At 57.3% G+C, this 17,159-nt stretch carries 19 protein-coding genes; 11 read left to right on the top strand and 8 right to left on the bottom strand.

Annotated elements, in window-relative coordinates:
• The first annotated feature begins 107 nt into the window (after positions 1-107).
• The 8 genes from JSY17_RS14170 (at position 108) to JSY17_RS14135 (ending at position 8,282) form a co-directional block, all read left to right on the top strand.
• Complete coding sequence (locus JSY17_RS14170; protein WP_117167809.1) at positions 108-299, top strand: PLDc N-terminal domain-containing protein; 192 nt, start codon at positions 108-110, stop codon at positions 297-299.
• 169 nt (positions 300-468) lie between these two features.
• Complete coding sequence (gene speE / locus JSY17_RS14165) at positions 469-1,329, top strand: polyamine aminopropyltransferase (RefSeq protein WP_117183533.1); 861 nt, start codon at positions 469-471, stop codon at positions 1,327-1,329.
• Positions 1,330-1,604: 275 nt separating this feature from the next.
• The gene (locus JSY17_RS14160) at positions 1,605-3,698 is read left to right on the top strand and encodes an LTA synthase family protein (RefSeq protein ID WP_117183534.1); all 2,094 of its coding nucleotides are present in this window, start codon (positions 1,605-1,607) and stop codon (positions 3,696-3,698) included.
• Positions 3,699-3,839: 141 nt separating this feature from the next.
• Positions 3,840-4,076 (top strand): hypothetical protein, encoded by a 237-nt coding sequence (locus JSY17_RS14155; protein WP_117167806.1) that lies wholly within the window; start codon positions 3,840-3,842, stop codon positions 4,074-4,076.
• 244 nt (positions 4,077-4,320) lie between these two features.
• Positions 4,321-4,662: a ribonuclease E inhibitor RraB gene (locus JSY17_RS14150; protein ID WP_117167805.1), complete on the top strand. Its 342-nt coding sequence runs from the start codon at positions 4,321-4,323 to the stop codon at positions 4,660-4,662.
• 447 nt (positions 4,663-5,109) lie between these two features.
• Complete coding sequence (locus tag JSY17_RS14145; RefSeq protein ID WP_122370981.1) at positions 5,110-6,519, top strand: circularly permuted type 2 ATP-grasp protein; 1,410 nt, start codon at positions 5,110-5,112, stop codon at positions 6,517-6,519.
• Between the two features lie 12 nt (positions 6,520-6,531).
• Positions 6,532-7,488 carry an alpha-E domain-containing protein gene (locus JSY17_RS14140; RefSeq protein WP_117183537.1) on the top strand — a complete coding sequence of 319 codons (957 nt, stop codon included), beginning with the start codon at positions 6,532-6,534 and terminating at the stop codon, positions 7,486-7,488.
• Complete coding sequence (locus tag JSY17_RS14135) at positions 7,485-8,282, top strand: transglutaminase family protein (RefSeq protein WP_117183538.1); 798 nt, start codon at positions 7,485-7,487, stop codon at positions 8,280-8,282. The genes JSY17_RS14140 and JSY17_RS14135 overlap by 4 nt, the downstream gene beginning before the upstream one ends.
• A 105-nt stretch (positions 8,283-8,387) precedes the next feature.
• Here the strand turns inward: JSY17_RS14135 and JSY17_RS26035 are convergent, their stop codons facing one another.
• Positions 8,388-8,585: a hypothetical protein gene (locus JSY17_RS26035; protein WP_404823342.1), complete on the bottom strand. Its 198-nt coding sequence runs from the start codon at positions 8,583-8,585 to the stop codon at positions 8,388-8,390.
• 15 nt (positions 8,586-8,600) lie between these two features.
• Here JSY17_RS26035 and JSY17_RS26030 point away from each other — a divergent pair, with 15 nt between their 5' ends.
• On the top strand, positions 8,601-8,771 hold the full coding sequence (locus JSY17_RS26030) for a hypothetical protein (RefSeq protein ID WP_404823341.1): 171 nt from the start codon (positions 8,601-8,603) through the stop codon (positions 8,769-8,771).
• An 11-nt stretch (positions 8,772-8,782) separates the two neighbouring features.
• On the opposite strand, the gene JSY17_RS14125 is transcribed toward JSY17_RS26030, so the two are convergent.
• Positions 8,783-9,154: a rhodanese-like domain-containing protein gene (locus tag JSY17_RS14125; protein ID WP_117186281.1), complete on the bottom strand. Its 372-nt coding sequence runs from the start codon at positions 9,152-9,154 to the stop codon at positions 8,783-8,785.
• Between the two features lie 614 nt (positions 9,155-9,768).
• On the opposite strand from JSY17_RS14125, the gene JSY17_RS14120 reads away from it, so the two are divergent.
• A complete protein-coding gene (locus tag JSY17_RS14120) occupies positions 9,769-10,497 on the top strand; it encodes an amidotransferase (RefSeq protein ID WP_117183541.1) in 729 nt (242 codons plus the stop codon).
• A 46-nt stretch (positions 10,498-10,543) separates the two neighbouring features.
• Here the strand turns inward: JSY17_RS14120 and JSY17_RS14115 are convergent, their stop codons facing one another.
• The 6 genes from JSY17_RS14115 to JSY17_RS14090 all read right to left on the bottom strand — a co-directional run bounded on the left by JSY17_RS14115 (position 10,544) and on the right by JSY17_RS14090 (position 15,142).
• Positions 10,544-11,515, bottom strand: coding sequence for a magnesium and cobalt transport protein CorA (locus tag JSY17_RS14115; RefSeq protein WP_117183542.1), 972 nt, complete (start codon positions 11,513-11,515; stop codon positions 10,544-10,546).
• Between the two features lie 110 nt (positions 11,516-11,625).
• Positions 11,626-12,315, bottom strand: a complete 690-nt coding sequence (locus JSY17_RS14110) for a crotonase/enoyl-CoA hydratase family protein (protein WP_117183543.1) — start codon at positions 12,313-12,315, stop codon at positions 11,626-11,628.
• Between the two features lie 99 nt (positions 12,316-12,414).
• Positions 12,415-13,077: a class I SAM-dependent methyltransferase gene (locus JSY17_RS14105; RefSeq protein ID WP_206402146.1), complete on the bottom strand. Its 663-nt coding sequence runs from the start codon at positions 13,075-13,077 to the stop codon at positions 12,415-12,417.
• Positions 13,078-13,107: 30 nt separating this feature from the next.
• Positions 13,108-13,401 carry a DUF6388 family protein gene (locus JSY17_RS14100; protein ID WP_117183545.1) on the bottom strand — a complete coding sequence of 98 codons (294 nt, stop codon included), beginning with the start codon at positions 13,399-13,401 and terminating at the stop codon, positions 13,108-13,110.
• A 132-nt stretch (positions 13,402-13,533) separates the two neighbouring features.
• Positions 13,534-14,412, bottom strand: a complete 879-nt coding sequence (locus JSY17_RS14095; RefSeq protein ID WP_200979095.1) for a manganese catalase family protein — start codon at positions 14,410-14,412, stop codon at positions 13,534-13,536.
• Between the two features lie 220 nt (positions 14,413-14,632).
• Entirely contained in the window at positions 14,633-15,142 is a 510-nt protein-coding gene (locus JSY17_RS14090; RefSeq protein WP_206402145.1) for a ferritin-like domain-containing protein, read from the bottom strand.
• Between the two features lie 301 nt (positions 15,143-15,443).
• On the opposite strand from JSY17_RS14090, the gene JSY17_RS14085 reads away from it, so the two are divergent.
• Positions 15,444-17,144 carry a ShlB/FhaC/HecB family hemolysin secretion/activation protein gene (locus JSY17_RS14085; RefSeq protein WP_117183550.1) on the top strand — a complete coding sequence of 567 codons (1,701 nt, stop codon included), beginning with the start codon at positions 15,444-15,446 and terminating at the stop codon, positions 17,142-17,144.
• Positions 17,145-17,159: the final 15 nt, after the last annotated feature.

Raw genomic sequence — 17,159 nt, 5'->3', positions numbered from 1 at the left:
CATGATTCAAAGGATAGCGGACCCAGTTTCCGAGCATGAAAATATGCGGATGGTTCAATGAAGCTGACTATTCTCTATTCCATCATTACTCAATCGAGAACAACATCATGGGCTCCACTTTCAATAGCCTGATCGGCTTGATCATTCTTGCTCTGGATATCTGGGCCATCATCAACGTACTGAAGAGTGGCGCCAGCACCGGGGCGAAAATTCTCTGGATACTGCTGATTCTGTTGCTGCCGGTATTGGGCCTGATTATCTGGGCGATTGCCGGGCCACGTGGCAATGTCCGTATCTGAGATGGCCGTTTTTATCTGCTGTGGGACGGACCCTGGCCGCGACGGGATCATCAAGTGTGCGGTCATGCAGTGATGAGGTTCGACCTGTCATCTTTCGCAACGTAGAATGCGCGCCTTTCTTGTGGGCGGTCGGCCGTCCTGTCATCAAGTCTTTAGCGGGAGCTTACCCATGAGCGATTATCAGGAAACGTTGTACGAAGGTTATGGCCAACGCTTTCGTATGGAAAAAATGCTGCACGAAGTCCGTACCGAACATCAGCATCTGGTGATTTTCCAGAACCCGCGCATGGGGCGGGTAATGGCGCTGGATGGCGTGATCCAGACCACCGAAGCCGATGAATTCATCTACCACGAGATGCTGACCCATGTGCCGATCCTGGCTCATGGCGCTGCCAAGCGCGTGCTGATCATCGGTGGCGGCGATGGTGGCATGCTGCGCGAAGTTGCCAAGCACATGAGTGTCGAGCACATCACCATGGTCGAGATCGACGCCACGGTCGTGGAAATGTGCAAGGAATTCCTGCCCAATCACTCCAGCGGTGCCTTCGAGGACTCGCGCCTGAACCTGGTGATCGATGACGGCATGCGTTTCGTCGCGACCACCGAAGAGAAGTTCGACGTGATCATTTCCGATTCCACCGACCCGATCGGGCCGGGTGAAGTGCTGTTCTCGGAAAACTTCTATCAGGCCTGTCATCGTTGCCTGAACGAAAACGGCATCCTGGTCACTCAGAACGGTACGCCTTTCATGCAGTTGAGCGGTGTTCAGACCACGGCTGGCCGCATGAACGGCCTGTTCGCGGACTGGCATTTCTATCAGGCGGCAATCCCCACTTACATCGGTGGTGCGATGACTTTCGCCTGGGGCTCTACCAATACCACCTATCGCAAGCTGCCACTGGAAACCCTGCGTCAGCGCTTTGTCGGCAGCGGTATTGTTACCCGTTATTACAACCCGGAAATCCACATCGGCGCGTTCGCCTTGCCGCAATACGTGCTGCAGGCTGTGAGCAAACCCAGCAACGATTGAGGTTTTTCTGCCCCGGGCATGACCTGAATCCTTCAAAGGTCATGCCTGTGTGTCAGCCATTACGGTACGGTGTCTGGCGCTTGTCAGTGCCGTACAACAATTTTTTCACACCCATTTGTCGAAAATGGCGCGCGATTATTCCGGGCCTCGCCCTGACAAGCGCTAAAAACACGGCAATCACGTAATATCTGCCCCCCATGCGCTGCCCGCCTGTTTCAGGTCGGCAGGTTTCGCATATCCGACTCAACTCCTGAATCCACCGGATCCTGACAAAAATGGCTAACACGGACGCCCAGATTCATCGGCAAGCTTTGTCCCGTTTGCAACACCCAACCGTCAAATCACATCTGGCCTACATCCTGCTCAGCGGCCTGACCCTGATGGTGATGTACACCCTGCTGCGTATCGGCTTGCTGGTCTACAACCGTGAAATGATTGGCGAGACGCCAGCGTCGACCTTTATCGAAGCCTTGTTCAACGGCATGCGTTTCGACCTGCGTCTGACGATCTACCTGCTCATTCCTCTGATGCTGTCGCTGTTCAGTGTCCGGGCCATGGCTGCACGGGGTTTCTTCCGGTTCTGGCTGACCCTGGTCGGCAGCATCACGCTGTTCCTCGGCCTGATGGAAATGGACTTCTATCGCGAGTTCCACCAGCGCCTGAACGGTCTGGTGTTCCAGTACGTGAAGGAAGATCCGAAGACCGTTCTGAGCATGCTCTGGTACGGTTTCCCGGTGGTTCGTTATCTGCTGGCGTGGGCGCTGGTCACCTGGTTGTTGAGCCTGGTGTTCAAGGGCATCGATCGCGTGACTCGTCCGCGTCGCGAATTCAGTGTCGGCAGTGGCAGCAATCGTGCGATTGCGCCCTGGTACATGCGTGTCGGCGTGTTCTTCGTCGTGCTGGTCATCGCGGTCATTTCCGCTCGTGGCACCTTGCGTCAGGGCCCGCCGCTGCGTTGGGGCGATGCCTACACCACTGAGTCGAACTTCGCCAACCAGCTGGGCCTCAACGGCACACTGACGCTGATTACGGCTGCGAAGAGCCGCATGTCCGAAGACCGCGACAATATCTGGAAAGCCACCTTGCCTCAGCCTGAGGCGCAGCAGGTCGTTCGCGACATGCTGCTGACCAGCCATGACCGGTTGATCGATCCGAATATCGCGGCAGTACGCCGTGACTTCACGCCGCCTGTGGAAAACACGCTGCCTATCCGCAACGTGGTGGTCATCCTGATGGAAAGCTTCGCTGGCCACTCGGTCGGCGCTCTGGGCGATAAGGCTAACATCACCCCTTACTTCGACAAATTGTCCAAGGAAGGTCTGCTGTTCGACCACTTCTTCTCCAACGGTACCCACACCCATCAGGGCATGTTCGCCACCATGGCGTGCTTCCCGAACCTGCCGGGCTTCGAGTACCTGATGCAGACTCCCGAAGGCAGCCACAAGCTGTCGGGTCTGCCGCAACTGCTCAGCGCCGGGCGCAATTACGACGATGTCTATGTCTACAACGGCAACTTTGCCTGGGACAACCAGTCGGGTTTCTTCAGCAACCAGGGCATGACCAACTTTGTCGGTCGTGAAGACTTCGTCAACCCGGTGTTCTCCGACCCTACATGGGGTGTTTCCGACCAGGACATGTTCGACCGTGGTGCCGAGGAACTGAAAGCCCGGCAGAACGGCAAGCCGTTCTATGCCTTGCTGCAGACCCTGTCCAACCACACGCCTTATGCCTTGCCGGAAAACCTGCCGGTGGAGCGCGTTACAGGGCATGGTTCGCTGGATGAGCATTTGACCGCCATGCGTTACTCCGACTGGGCACTGGGACAATTCTTCGAGAAGGCCAAGAAAGAGCCTTACTACAAGAACACCTTGTTCGTCGTGCTGGGTGACCATGGTTTTGGCAACAAGATGCAACTGACCGAAATGGACCTGGGCCGTTTCAACGTGCCATTGCTGCTGATCGGGCCGGGCGTGCAGGAAAAGTTCGGCCAGCGCAGCAGCATCGTGGGGACCCAGGTCGATGTGGTACCGACCATCATGGGCCGTCTGGGTGGTCAGACCCGTAACCAGTGCTGGGGACGCGATCTGCTGAACCTGCCTGAAGGCGACAAGGGCTTTGGTGTGATCAAACCGTCGGGCAGCGAGCAGGTGGTGGCCATTATCCATGGCAACCGTATCCTGATCGAACCTACTGAAATGCCTGCCAAGGTCATGACCTATACCCTGGGTGCCAATCCGCATGCCGAAGTGGTTCCCGATGCTCCGGATACGGCCGAGCTCAAGCAGAAGCTGGAAAGCTTCCTGCAGACTGCCACCAAGAGCCTGCTGGATAACACAGCCGGTGTAGAGGCCAGCAAGAACCGTAACTGATCCCGCTGGCTATACCGGGAAAGGCCCTCTGCATCTGTTGCGAGGGCCTTTCTTTTTGCCTGCATTTTTCTTGAACGAATACCGCCGTAAAAAGGTCCAGATCATGTAAGCCAGCGTTCTGGCTTGATTCGGGAGGTATTGATGAAACAGTGGGCCATTTCGTATCTCGATAAGGATGGCGTGCAACAGCGCCATTATATTGATTCACAGGAACGCCCAAGCGAGGAAGTCGCGGCGCGCCTGCTGCGTCCGATTCTGTTTCCGGTCACGGATGAGCTGGATCTCAACGACCTTGAGGGACGTACAGAGGAGCCGACCGTCAAAACCCTCAAGAACCACAACAGCGTGCAGATCATTTCCATTACAGAAGTAATATGACTCATTTGCACCTGCAAGGACTTGTTTTGTCAGGGACTTGGCAGCGGACCCGAGTTGGGTCTACTCTGCAACCGAGGCTGATACATCGGCCTCCCAATGTCGAAACCGGGTTGCTACAGATCCGGTCTGGTCAGCTTCATGCTTGATTCCCCACTGCGGATTAACTGTCGTGTGACGATCACCAGCCAGGTGTTCGTTCTGGAAGAGTTGAAACTCTATCTATCGTTGCATAGGAGGACGTTTCATGAGCACAGCCTATCAAGAGGACATCAGCAGTAACGTACTGCGCCGCATGAAAGAAGGCGGTTTTGATTTTGCCCGTACTTACCCCATCGAGTTCTATGCTGTCTTCCCGGATGAGGAGCGGGCGCGGCAGGCTGCTGGACAATTTCGTGGTGAATCCATCAATACCCAGATCAAGGTGCGTGACGACGGTGCATGGCACTTGCAATTGAGCAAGGTGATGTATGCCACCTATGACGGCATCGGCGACTTCGAACAGGACTTCCAGAGCGTGATCTCACCGATGGATGGTGAGGTTGAAGGATGGGGAGTCACAGCGGAGATCAGAAGACTGCACGCATGAAACACCCGTAGATAACGCGACCGGCCAATTGCAGAGAGTGCAATTGGCCGGTTTTTTTTGACCGAAAGAAAGGGACTGCCCGGTGCCGTGGGCAAAAAAAAGCCACTCGACGGAGTGGCTTGAAGGGAAGTTCGGTGAGAAAAGCGCCATGGCGCAGATTCCAGAAAAAAATCCGAAACAGGCAGTCGGGCCTTTGTTTGCTCGGTTGCCGGTGATTATGGCGAACTAATATCCCTCCATGAAATCAACACTGACTATGCTGATCATAGATTTCGCTATTGCCTGACGCTTCCGAATGAAGCGTAGGAGAAATGGTTGGGGCAGTTATTGCACAGGAATGGTGCGCTGAATGGCCGTTGTTTGCGTAAATCATTGATATCAAAGCGTTTATGCCGATGGCACGGGCCTTGCGAAGGTCTGTATGTCCATGGTGACAAGGAGTACGGCATGATCCGCACCTTTTATGACGAGATGTACGACGCTGGCGGCCAGGTCCGCCCGCATTACCGGGAATTTGCCCGCTGGTTGGGTGACACGCCTCCTGAGCTTCTGGCTCAGCGTCGACGTGAAGCCGATCTGTTGTTTCATCGCGCCGGGATCACGTTCACGCTCTATGGTGACGAGCAGGGGACCGAAAGGCTGATCCCCTTCGATACGATTCCGCGCAGCATTCCGGCCAGTGAATGGCGGGTTGTGGAGCGCGGCTGCATTCAGCGTGTCAAGGCGCTGAATATGTTTCTCGCGGATCTGTACCACGATCAACGGATCATCAAGGCGGGAATCATTCCCGCCGAACAGGTCCTGGCCAACGAGCAGTATCAGTTGGCAATGCAAGGCCTGAATCTGCATCGCGATCTCTATTCCCATATCTCGGGTGTCGATCTGGTACGCGACGGCGATGGCACTTATTACGTGCTTGAAGACAACCTGCGTACCCCGAGCGGCGTGAGTTACATGCTCGAAGATCGCAAGATGATGATGCGCCTGTTCCCGGAGCTGTTCGCCGCGCAACGCATCGCGCCTATCGATCATTACCCGAACCTGTTGCTCGATACGCTCAAGAGTTCGAGTCATCTGGATAATCCGAGTGTGGTGGTCCTGACACCGGGGCGTTTCAACAGCGCATTTTTCGAGCACGCCTTTCTGGCGCGTGAGATGGGTGTCGAGCTGGTGGAAGGGGCGGATCTTTTCGTGCGCGATGACCGCGTTTTCATGCGCACCACCGACGGCCCTAAAGCCGTGGATGTGATCTATCGCCGTCTGGACGATGCTTTCCTGGATCCGCTGGCCTTCAACCCGGATTCGATGCTCGGTGTGCCGGGACTGCTGTCGGCCTACCGTTCCGGCAATGTGGTCCTTGCCAATGCCATCGGTACCGGAGTGGCGGACGACAAGTCGATCTATCCCTATGTGACGGACATGATTCGTTTCTATCTGGATGAAGAACCGATCCTCAAGAACGTGCCGACCTGGCAGTGCCGCAAGCCCGAAGAGCTGTCCCATGTGCTGGCCAATCTGGGTGATCTGGTGGTCAAGGAAACCCAGGGTTCCGGCGGTTACGGGATGCTGGTCGGTCCGGCGGCAACCGCTGCGGAAATCGAAGCCTTCCGTGCCCGTCTCAAAGCCAAGCCACACGCTTATATCGCCCAACCGACCTTGTCCCTGTCGACCTGTCCGACCTTCGTCGAGAACGGTATCGCCCCGCGACATATCGACTTGCGCCCATTTGTCCTTTCCGGCCGCGAAACCCGCGTCGTGCCTGGCGGGCTCACCCGAGTAGCGTTGCGTGAAGGCTCGCTGGTGGTGAACTCGTCGCAGGGTGGTGGAACCAAGGACACCTGGGTCGTCGAGGATTAAGGATGACTGCCAATGCTAAGTAGAACTGCCTCGGATCTTTTCTGGATGTCGCGTTACCTGGAGCGAGCGGAGAACCTCGCCCGAATGATGGACGTGAGTTACTCGCTGTCATTGATGCCCCAGGACGGGCGCGGCGGGCTGGATGAAATTGCCATGCCCCTGCTGATCACCGGAACCCTGGACGCCTATGTGGAGCGTCATGGCGCACTGCATGCCGAACGCATGCTGCATTTCTTTGCCCTGGATGCCAGCAACCCGGCCAGCATCTACAGCTGTCTTGGTGCAGCACGGGCCAGTGCCCATGCGGTGCGCGGGCGGATTACCGCTGACATGTGGGAAAACATCAACTCCACCTGGCTGGAGATTCGCGGGATCGCCGAGCAAGGATTGGCGCGCTATGGCATGAGCCATTTCTGCGAATGGGTGAAAGAACGCTCCCATCTGTTCCGGGGCGCGACCTACGGCACCATCATGCGTAACGATGCGTTCCGCTTCATTCGCCTGGGCACCTTCATCGAGCGTGCCGACAACACCTTGCGCATGCTCGACGCCCGCTACGAAATGCTGGAGTTGCGCGGTCCGCAGGCCAACGCAGCGGCTGACAACTCGGCCGCCGGTTACTACCAGTGGAGCGCCTTGCTGCGCGCCTTGTCGTCCTTCGAGGCGTATACCGAACTGTACCGGGAGGCACCGGGGGCGCGTCACGTCGCCGAGCTGTTGCTGCTGCGCGCCGATATCCCGCGCTCTTTGCGTGCCTGTCTGGAAGCACTGGACCAGATTCTGTCCAGTCTGCCGGGAACCAATGGCCGTCCGGCGCAGCGCATGGCCGCAGAAATGGACGCACGCCTGCGCTATACCAGCATCGACGAGATCCTGGGCGAAGGCCTGCATGAGTGGTTGAACGAGTTCATTCCTCTGGTCGCCCAACTGGGTGATGCCATCCACACTTCATACCTGGAGGCTGCATGAGACTTTCCATTAGCCACGAGACCACCTATCACTACGATGATCAGGTTCGGGCCAGCATCCAGTATCTGCGCCTGACGCCCCATGACAGCGAGCGCCAACAGATCCTGAGCTGGCAATTGAACCTGCCGCGCCCGGTGCGTGCGCAGATCGACCCGTTCGGAAACATCCTGCATGTGCTGACTCTGGACGAGCCCCATGAGTCGATCATCATCGGTGCCCGCGGGCAGGTGGAAATCGACGAAACCCGTGAGGCCGAACATGAAAGCCAGTCGGCGCTGCCATTCCTGCGCTTTACCCGCCTGACCGAAGCGGATGAGGCCATGCGGGCATTTGCTGCCAAAGAGAGTGGCAAGCGTACCGACCGTACGGGTCTGATCGATCTGATGCAGGCGCTGAATCAGCACATCGTCTATACACCGGGAGCGACGGAGGTCGATACCAGCGCGGCCCAGGCTTTTGCCGGTCGTTCAGGTGTCTGCCAGGACCATACCCATGCCTTCCTGGCCTGTGCCCGCAGTCTTGGTGTGCCGGCGCGTTATGTCTCCGGTTACCTGTACAGCGAAGACAAGGATCATCTGTCCAGCCATGCCTGGGCCGAAGCCTGGATCGAAGATGGCTGGTACAGCTTCGACGTGACCAACACGCTCGCGATTCCTGCCCGTCATCTCAAGCTGGCGGTAGGTCTGGATTATCTGGATGCCTGCCCGGTGCGTGGCATGCGACGGGGTGGGGGCTACGAGCAGATGCACGCCAAGGTTTCCGTCTCGACGCAGGTTCAGGTGCAGCACCAGTAAGTCACAAAACCCGTGGGAGGCAGCTTGCTGGCGACCAGGCCAGCAAGTTTTGAGTGATTGGTTCCGACCGCGAAAGCCTCAGTGCACTCTGCGCTGCGCCATGTGCTACAGATACGCGATGATCTGCTCCAGCTCTTCATCCGACACTATGTCCGGCGAGATGGCAGGCATTTTCGCCTGTGGCCAATGGCGCAGGCTCTGTGGGTCGCGCAGGTAGCGCTTCAGATAACCTGTGGCAAATCCATCGATCGCGGTGATCTGGAGATGATCCTGTGCCGTGACGCCCTCCAGTAGTCTTGCCATCGGTACAGCCCGATAATGCATGGCCTGCTTGTAGGAAACGTCATCGGCAATCTGGATATCCTGCACATCGGGATGATTGAGCAACTGGCCGGTTTCCCAGGTATGGACGCCGTCAGCCAGTTCGATGTTCAGTTGGACCGCGTGCAGCGGCAGGGCAGTGCAAGACCTGCCAGTATCAACGAGTAACGCACCCCGGATTACTCCGCCGGATCATCGGTAATGTCATACAGTGCATTATGCAGCTCTTCATAATTGCCGCCGTTGATGACACTGAAGTAACCGGCTTGTCTGAGTTTGTCCTGGGCTCTGCTCGCCTTTTCGTTCGAACTGCTGAAGATGACAAATACAGAGTTGCGGTCGGTGAGCACCTGTTTCAGTTGATTGACCAGGCGTGCATCCTCGACCCGAACTGCATTGAGAACGGTGCCCGCGTCGTATTCGGTCTGGCTGCGCACATCCACTGCCAGTTTCCCTTCCTTCAAGGCGGCCACGGCGGCTGCCTGCTCGACCTCTCCAGCCTGCACTGCAAGGCTGCAAGCCAGAACACCCAGAGCTATCCATTGACGCATAAACCCATCTCCCATCGTTTGACAGGAAGATTGGCACAGATATGAGCACTTCGGTAGCGCACGCCCGATCAGCCGAACAACCGGTTCAGGTTGGGCAGGATCAAGAGAAGAGTGGTTGCAAATACAATAAGCCCCGCCTGACGTATCTTTGAATGCTTGAACATGGCTGACTGCCTTTTGTTGTTATTCCTGAGCGACAAAAGCTCACCGAATTCATCAAGTCCGAAATCGGGCAGCTGGCAAAGGTGGTGCTGATGAACGGGTGGTCTCGGCCATAGCGCCGCAGACCTGACGCTGAAGGTATTTTTATCGCGTCTTCCTGTTACAGATTTAACCTTAGAGGCCGCATTGCCTTTGGCTTAGAACTGTTCGGTATTTAACCTCGATAATTTCTGATTAAAGGTTATTTAGACGTTGCTGATAACATGGTCAGGCCTTGGCTAGAGGCTTTGAGGGGAGATCATTAGCCTTCTACCGTTCGTCTGGCCGAGGGGTGTCCTGCGAGCTATACCATCTGGGTGCCATGTCGATACTGGCTTCTTGCTTTGGTCGTGCCATTCAGGGCAGGCTTTGCCCGTGCGCTATTGCCTTTTTACTGTTTCAGGTCCTTTTTTATGTCGTTACGCATCTGCATTCTGGAAACCGACATCCTGCGCCCGGAGTTGGTTGAGCAATATCAGGGTTATGGGCGGATGTTCGAGTTACTGTTTGCGCGCCAGCCGTTTGCCGTTCAGCTCAGTGTCTACAACGTGGTGCAGGGCATCTATCCCCCCGATGACGAGCGTTTCGATGCCTACCTGGTGACGGGCAGCAAGGCCGATTCGTTTGGCAGCGATCCCTGGATTCAGACGCTCAAGGCTTACCTGCTCAAATTGTATGAGCGTGGCGACAAACTGCTGGGGATCTGTTTCGGGCACCAGTTGCTGGCGCTGTTGCTGGGCGGCAAGACCGAACGCGCCAGCCAGGGTTGGGGAGTGGGCATTCACCATTACCAACTGGCCGACCCGCAACCCTGGATGACGCCGGCCGTAGACAAGCTGACACTGTTGATCAGTCATCAGGATCAGGTCACGGTATTACCGGAAAATGCGACGGTGATCGCTTCCAGCGATTTCTGCCAGTACGCGGCTTATCACATCAATCATCAGGTCCTGTGCTTCCAGGGACACCCCGAATTCATTCACGAATTTTCCCGCTCCTTGCTGGACCTGCGTCAGCAGACGCTGGGCGAGCAGGTGTATCGCAAGGGGCTGGAAAGCCTGGACCATGAGCACCACGGCGCAACCGTAGCGGAATGGATCACGCGCTTCGTAGCGCACAAGCCGGACTCGAATGTGGCGTGAAGCCTGAGAACTCCCGGCGCTGACTGGCGTCGGGAGCTTTTGCCGGTTACAGCCAGCCCGAGCGCTTGAAGCTGGTGAACAAGGCTGTACAGCCTCCGACGATCACCCCCAGCACCACGAAGTAGCCGTAGTGCCAGGTCAGTTCCGGCATGTTCTCGAAGTTCATCCCGTAGATCCCGGCGATAGCGGTTGGAAACGCCAGGATCGCCGCCCAGGCCGCGAACTTGCGCTGCACGATGCTTTGCCGCGAAGACTCCAGCAGCAGGCCGATCTCGATGGTCTGGCTGGCGATGTCCCGCAGATTGCCCAGGTCTTCCATTTGCCGCTTGACGTGAATTTCCACGTCGCGAAAGTACGGGCGCATGTTCTTGTCGATAAAGGGGAAGCTCAGCTTCTGCAACTCCTCGCCGACCTCCACCATGGGCGATACATAGCGTCTCAGACGCAGAAGATCGCGGCGCAGGCTGTGGATGCGATGGATGTAGGACTCGTTCAGGATGCCGCCGAGTACGCTTTGCTCCAGCTCTTCCAGTTCGGCATGGATGGCTTCGGTCACCGGCTGATAACTCTCGGTCACGAAGTCCAGCAGGGCGTAGAGTACGAAGTCTTCGCCGTGCTCCAGCAGCAGCGGCCTTGCTTCACAGCGCTGGCGCACAATCCCGTAGGATTTCGAGTGACCGTTGCGCGAGGTGATGATGTAGCCCTTGCCGGCGAAAATATGGGTCTCGATGAACTGCAGCCTGCCGTTTTCCCGCACTGGCGCGTAGGTGACGATAAACAGCGCATCGCCGAAGGTTTCCAGTTTGGGGCGGCTATGGACCTCCAGCGCATCCTCGATAGCCAGTTCATGCAGGTTGAATTGCTTCTTGAGGCTTTCCAGCTCTTGCGGGGTGGGCTGCTCCAGCCCGATCCAGACAAAATGATCCGGTCTGGCTGCCCAGGCTGCGCCTTCTTCAAGGGTGATATTGCTGACTTTCTTGCCTTTGCTGTAAACCGCTGCTGCAACAACTCGGCCCATATCGTTTCGCTTCTTGTTGAAAGGAGTGGCTGTGATGCAAAAAGGATTGCTTCATGGCTCTACACAATAAAGCCCGCACGGGCGGGCTTCATGGATATCGAGCGCAAGGCTTAGAGCGAATGCTGCTTGTCGAGTTCTATGGCGGCATCCAATGTATCGAGCAGCGCCTTTCTGACCTTGAGCTTGGTTTTTCTGTGGGCGTTCATATTGATCTTCTTCAATTGCAGGGCCGCTGTGCGGGCGGTTTCCTGCAACTCGTCGATGCTGACCACCTTGTCCAGAAAACCTGCGTTCAGCGCGCCTTGCGGGTCGAACATCTCGGCATTGATCACCGAACGGTGAAACGCGGACTTGCGCAGACGGTCACGCGCCAGCTCAATGCCCACATGGTGCATGGTCATGCCAATCTGTACTTCATTGAGGCCGATATTGAACGGACCTTCGACGCCGATCCGGTAATCGGCCGACAGCAGCAGAAACGCACCCTTGGCCACGGCATGACCCGGGCAGGCAACAATGATGGGGAAGGGGTGAGCCAGCATGCGTCGCGCCAGTGTCGACCCTTTGGCCACCAGATCGATGGCGGCCTCGGCGCTGGAAGTCATCACCTTGAGGTCATAGCCGCCCGAGAGAATGCCCGGCTGCCCGGTGACGATCACCACGGCACGATCTGTCTCGGCCTGATCCAGCGCGGCATTGAACGCGGCGATCACATCCGGCGAGATGGCGTTGACCTTGCCGTTGTTGAGAGTCAGCGTGGCAATGCCATCTTCAAGCTGGTACGAGATCAGATCACTCATGGCGCAATTCCTTCTTGTTGAGATGCGCAGACGTTACTCAGCTCAAACCATCAGGTAAAGCGCTGACTGATCGGTCATGAACGTATTCTTGCCAATGCGTCATGCAAGAGGCGATCTGGCCGTAAACAGTGCCACTTTTCCCGTGACCTCGACCGTGACGTCCTTGAAATGCAAGGCCAGTGCATGACGCAGGCCGGCGACGCTGTCACTGCGGTTGCCGAAGATGCCTTTCTTGTTATAGACCTCCATCAGCTTGCGGCCAAACCCGTTGTGCCCGGCTTCGTCGCCCAGAATGGTTGCGCCGAACAGTACACCGTCATCCTTCAGGCGGGTCTTGAGGTTGGCGAAAACCTGCGCCTTGTCGCTCATGGTTCCGGGCAGGCAGTGCAGCAGATAGAACAGCGAGATCGAGTCGTAACCTGTCTCATGCCCGGGTTCGAACGGCTTGAACACATCGTGGCGGATCACCCGGACACCCGGCCGCCCGAAGCGCTGGCGTGCAGCTTCCAGGCTGCTGCTGTTGAGGTCCAGCAAGGTGACTTCGGTGCTGATGGGCAGATTGGCATTGGCCAGGTAATAGCCGGTGCCGACGCCTACATCCATATGGCGTGCGCCGACATGGCGATTGAAGAACGGTTGCAACACTTGCGTCGTCGAGCACTGCCAGGCAAAACGGTTGGAAACCCCCAGAACCCACCAGTCATAAAGTTTCAGGGTCAGGGGAGAGTAAACGGCTGCACCCGCTTCGGAGGAATGGTTCATGGCACTTCTATTCCTTGTCCAGGCTCTGGATTACTGTTCGATTTCGTTCAGTTCGCAATACTCGTCCCAGTCCATGCCCAGGGCTTCGGCCACCTGTGCGTGGGCTTCAAGGCGCATGCTCTTGAGCTGTTCCGGGGACTCGGCAATCAATTGCAACGCCAGCTCCCAGGGTTCGATACCCAGAGACTCGGCTTCATCCTCGAATGCCCACTGTGTCTGCTGCTTCTGCTCTTCGGGGCTGAGGTTCTTGATTTCATCCTGCAAGGTCGGATGGGTCGCGAGGTATTTCGCCAGGGCGGCTTCGTTCCACTCCAGTGCATTCATGCCGGGTTTCCTCAAACTCATGGGGTAGCCAGACCTGCCACAAAAGCAGGTCTGGCGAGACGGCGAGATTGTGAGGGAACATTTAAAACGCTGCCAGTGCTGGCACTCCTGAATACCTTGTGCAGCAGGCAGTCATTTATCGGACATGAAACCCGATCCCAGCTCCGCTGCCGTGAGCGGATCGGCATCCGGGTCGGACTTGGTGCGTTCCTTCATCATGGTCAGGGTCCGGACATCCTCTTCATCGAGCGCCACCGATGCAGTGCCATCGCCTCCATCGACAGCCGGTTGTGGATTTTCGACATACTCGAACTCTTCATCACTGTTCCATGGCCCGCGAAGGTTCGGTTCGCCACTGGACATGCTGAAGTAGGTGCGGGTGAATTCCGGCATGCCGGGCAGTTTGCCCTGCGGGAAATTTGGCTGGATCGAGTGCAGTGCTTTCTCGAAGGACTTCTGGTGAGCGATCTCGCGGGTCATCAGAAAGCCAAGCGCTTCCTTGATGCCTGGATCGTCGACCACATTCAGCAGCCGCTCGTAAACGATCTTGGCCCGTGCCTCGGCAGCAATGTTGGAACGGAAGTCGGCGGTCGGTTCGGTGATGGTGTCGATGTAGGCGGATGTCCATGGAACGCCCGCCGAGTTGACCAGCGGAGCACCGCCACCATAAAGCACGCTGGTGATGTGCGAGTCGTTACCTGCGCCATGGATGCTGCGATACAGCTCCCCTTCTTCTTGCACGCCTTCGGCCATCTGTCCTTTCGCGCCCCGGTTGAGCATGACGATGATCGAGCCGACGACCTCAAGGTGACTCAGTTCTTCCGTGGCAATGTCCATCAGCAGGTCCTTGCGACCTGGGTCCTCTTCGGCCAGCGCCTGGGTGAAGTAGCGGGTCGCTGCTGCCAGTTCGCCCTGTGCGCCGCCGAACTGTTCCAGCAGAAGATTGGCAAGGCCGGGATTGGGCTCGGCGACACGGACGGTGTACTGAAGTCTCTTGTTGTGTAAAAACATGGTGCGTTCCTCAACTCAGGTTTTTGCGCGTTTGCCACTGCGGGCAATGGCGCAGACATAAGTTTCGAGAAGGCCTGCAGAGCAAAGATTCTTTGTTTATTCGTTTACTGCGATGAGCGGAATCTGATGAATAGTTCAAGGGAGCGGATGAGCTGCGTTTCAGGAAAAACGGGCGGTGTTCGAGAGGGACATAGCCGCCTGAGCGGCTATGCCCTTGGCTTTACTTCTTGGCTTCAAGATCGGGGTTTCTGGAGCGAGCCAGAAAGGCTGCGGTGATTTCGGGAAGGTGCTCGAGCAGCCACTTCGCCATGGCTTCTTCCTGCTGAAGCGTTTCCTCGCAGGCCCTTTGGGTTTCCGGATCCTGCGCCACCTTCGCCGCTTCGATCAACACCGTGTAAGCCGCGATTTCCACGTTCTCGAACACGTAGCCGGACATCGCACCTTTCACGACCTCATCACTCATCATCGAACCACTTACTGCCTGGCCGAACGCCATGACCTTGCCGGTCAGATCCTTCAGGGTGGAAGGGCTTTCGTCATACCGGGAAAGGCATTCACCGATTCGTTGTTGCTGACCACGTGTCTCTTCGATGTGTTCCTCGATGCGCCTCTTGAGGTTTGGGTAATGCTCCAGACGCTCTGCCTGGGCGGTGAGCATCCTTTCCGCCTGCTGCTCCATTGCATGGGCATCACGCAGCCAATCGACAAGGTTTTCCTGTGGGGTAGCCATGTGTTCGTCCTCGTTGTGACGTTAATGGGTAGACGCACGTATGAGCCATTCGACGACTGCTGATTTCCGTCCTTTTCCGTGCCGGGCAAGGCCCGCATTCGGTAGAGCCGGGGAGGGTGGCGGGGTTCGCGGTATTTGTTGGCCGTCCGTCATTAATGACGGGGAAATGGATGCTTCGGGCAGGGCGAAAAGGGTCTGTAGAAAAGTCGATACATATTTGATACGGAAAATTGACGCCATAATGATGTCAGTCTACAATCGCGCCGAATTTGATATCACTATGATATTACAGGGACGCACCGTGTACTCCTACGCCTCAAGGACAGCTCTTTTTCTCCTCCTCGCTGTCACTCCCCTTGCTTCCCTCGCAGCCCCGACTCCCGGTGAACAAGACCTGATCCGCGACCGTCAGGACCGACTGCTCGAAGAGCAACGCCGTCGTCTGGAAGAGCTCAAGGATTTACCCGGTGCCCAGCCCGCCCCGCAAGCTCCCGAGGCTCCGGTCGATACACGCTGTTTCAGGATTGACGTCATCGAACTCAAGGGGGCCGATTCATTGTCGGCCGGTGAGCGCGAAACCTTGCTCAAGCCCTTTCTGGGGGAGTGTCTGGGCGTTGCCCAGCTCAACGATGTTCTCAAGGCCGTCACCGATCACTACATCGACAAGGGATGGGTCACGACTCGTGCCTACCTGCCGCAACAGGATCTGTCCAAGGGCCATCTCGAAGTTCTCGTGGTCGAGGGCAAGATGGAAAACCTGCGCAGCGGTGAGGGCAGCGGCCTGACCCCGCGCGAGCTGGCCATGACCTTTCCGGGCAGTGCAGGCGGTGTGCTGAACCTGCGCGAGATCGAGCAGATGGTCGATCAGCTCAATCGCCTGCCGTCCAACAAGGCGCAGATGGAGCTGACACCGGGCCAAGCCGTCGGTGGCAGCGATGTACTGGTCAATAACACCCCGCAGAAACCCTGGCGAGCGAACCTGTCGCGCAACAACGAAGGTCAGCGTAGCACGGGTAAACAGCAGTGGAACGCCGGTCTGGAATGGGACAGCCCGTTGGGCCTGGCGGACCAGTTGAGTCTGCGCGGCGGTCACGATGCCATCAGCGATCACCAGCAAACCTCCAGAAACCACATGCTGGCCTACAGCCTGCCGTGGGGCTGGTGGACGTTCAGTTACACCTACAGCGAAAGCGAGTATCGCTCGCTGGCCCAGGCCAACGGCTTCAATTTCAAGCAGACCGGTGACAGCCAGAATCACCAGCTACGCATCGAGCGGGTGATCCATCGCGATTCTGTGAGCAAGACTTCGCTCAATACCGGGCTGGCCTATCTGCGCACCAACAATTATATCGAAGACAGCAAGCTGGCCTTGAGCAGCAATCGCTTGAGCGAAGCCCAGTTCGGCATCAACCATGGGCGGCGGATCGGTTCGGCGTTCGTCAACCTCGATCTGGGCATGCAGCAGGGCATCGGCGCTTTCGATGCCCAGGACAATGGTCATCCAGGCCCCGGCGAAGCCGATGCCCGTTATCGCAAATACACCGGCACTCTGAGCTACCTGCAGCCCTTTCAGCTCTGGGGCGAGAATTTCAGCTTTACCAGCCTGGCCACCGGCCAGCGCAGCGAGGATGTCCTGTTCAGTCCGCAACGGATGAGCCTTGGCGGATCTTCCTCGGTACGCGGTTACAAGGACCAGTTTCTGTCCGGCGACAGCGGCGGTTACTGGCGCAACGAGTTACGCCTGACCCGCCCGGTGACCCTGGACTGGCTGCGTCCGGTGTTCAGCGAGTATGGCGCGGCGGCCGGTTACGACCAGGGCGTGATCCGCAATGACCGCTACAACGGCGAGGCGCACGGTCGCCTGTCCAGCAACTCGTTTGAAGCTTTCACCCGTGGCCAGCATGTGGCGCTCAGCGTGACCTTTGCGCATTCCCTGGAGCGCCCGGCTGACCAGATCGAGCGCGAAGCGCCGGTCTACCTGCGCATGGATTTCTTCCTCTAAACCCGTTTTTTCGAG

It is taken from the genome of Pseudomonas capsici (assembly GCF_017165765.1).
In the GTDB taxonomy this organism is placed as follows: domain Bacteria; phylum Pseudomonadota; class Gammaproteobacteria; order Pseudomonadales; family Pseudomonadaceae; genus Aquipseudomonas; species Aquipseudomonas capsici.
The sequence above is the reverse complement of the archived record's forward strand: the minus strand, read 5'-3'. Positions and strand labels throughout refer to the sequence as shown.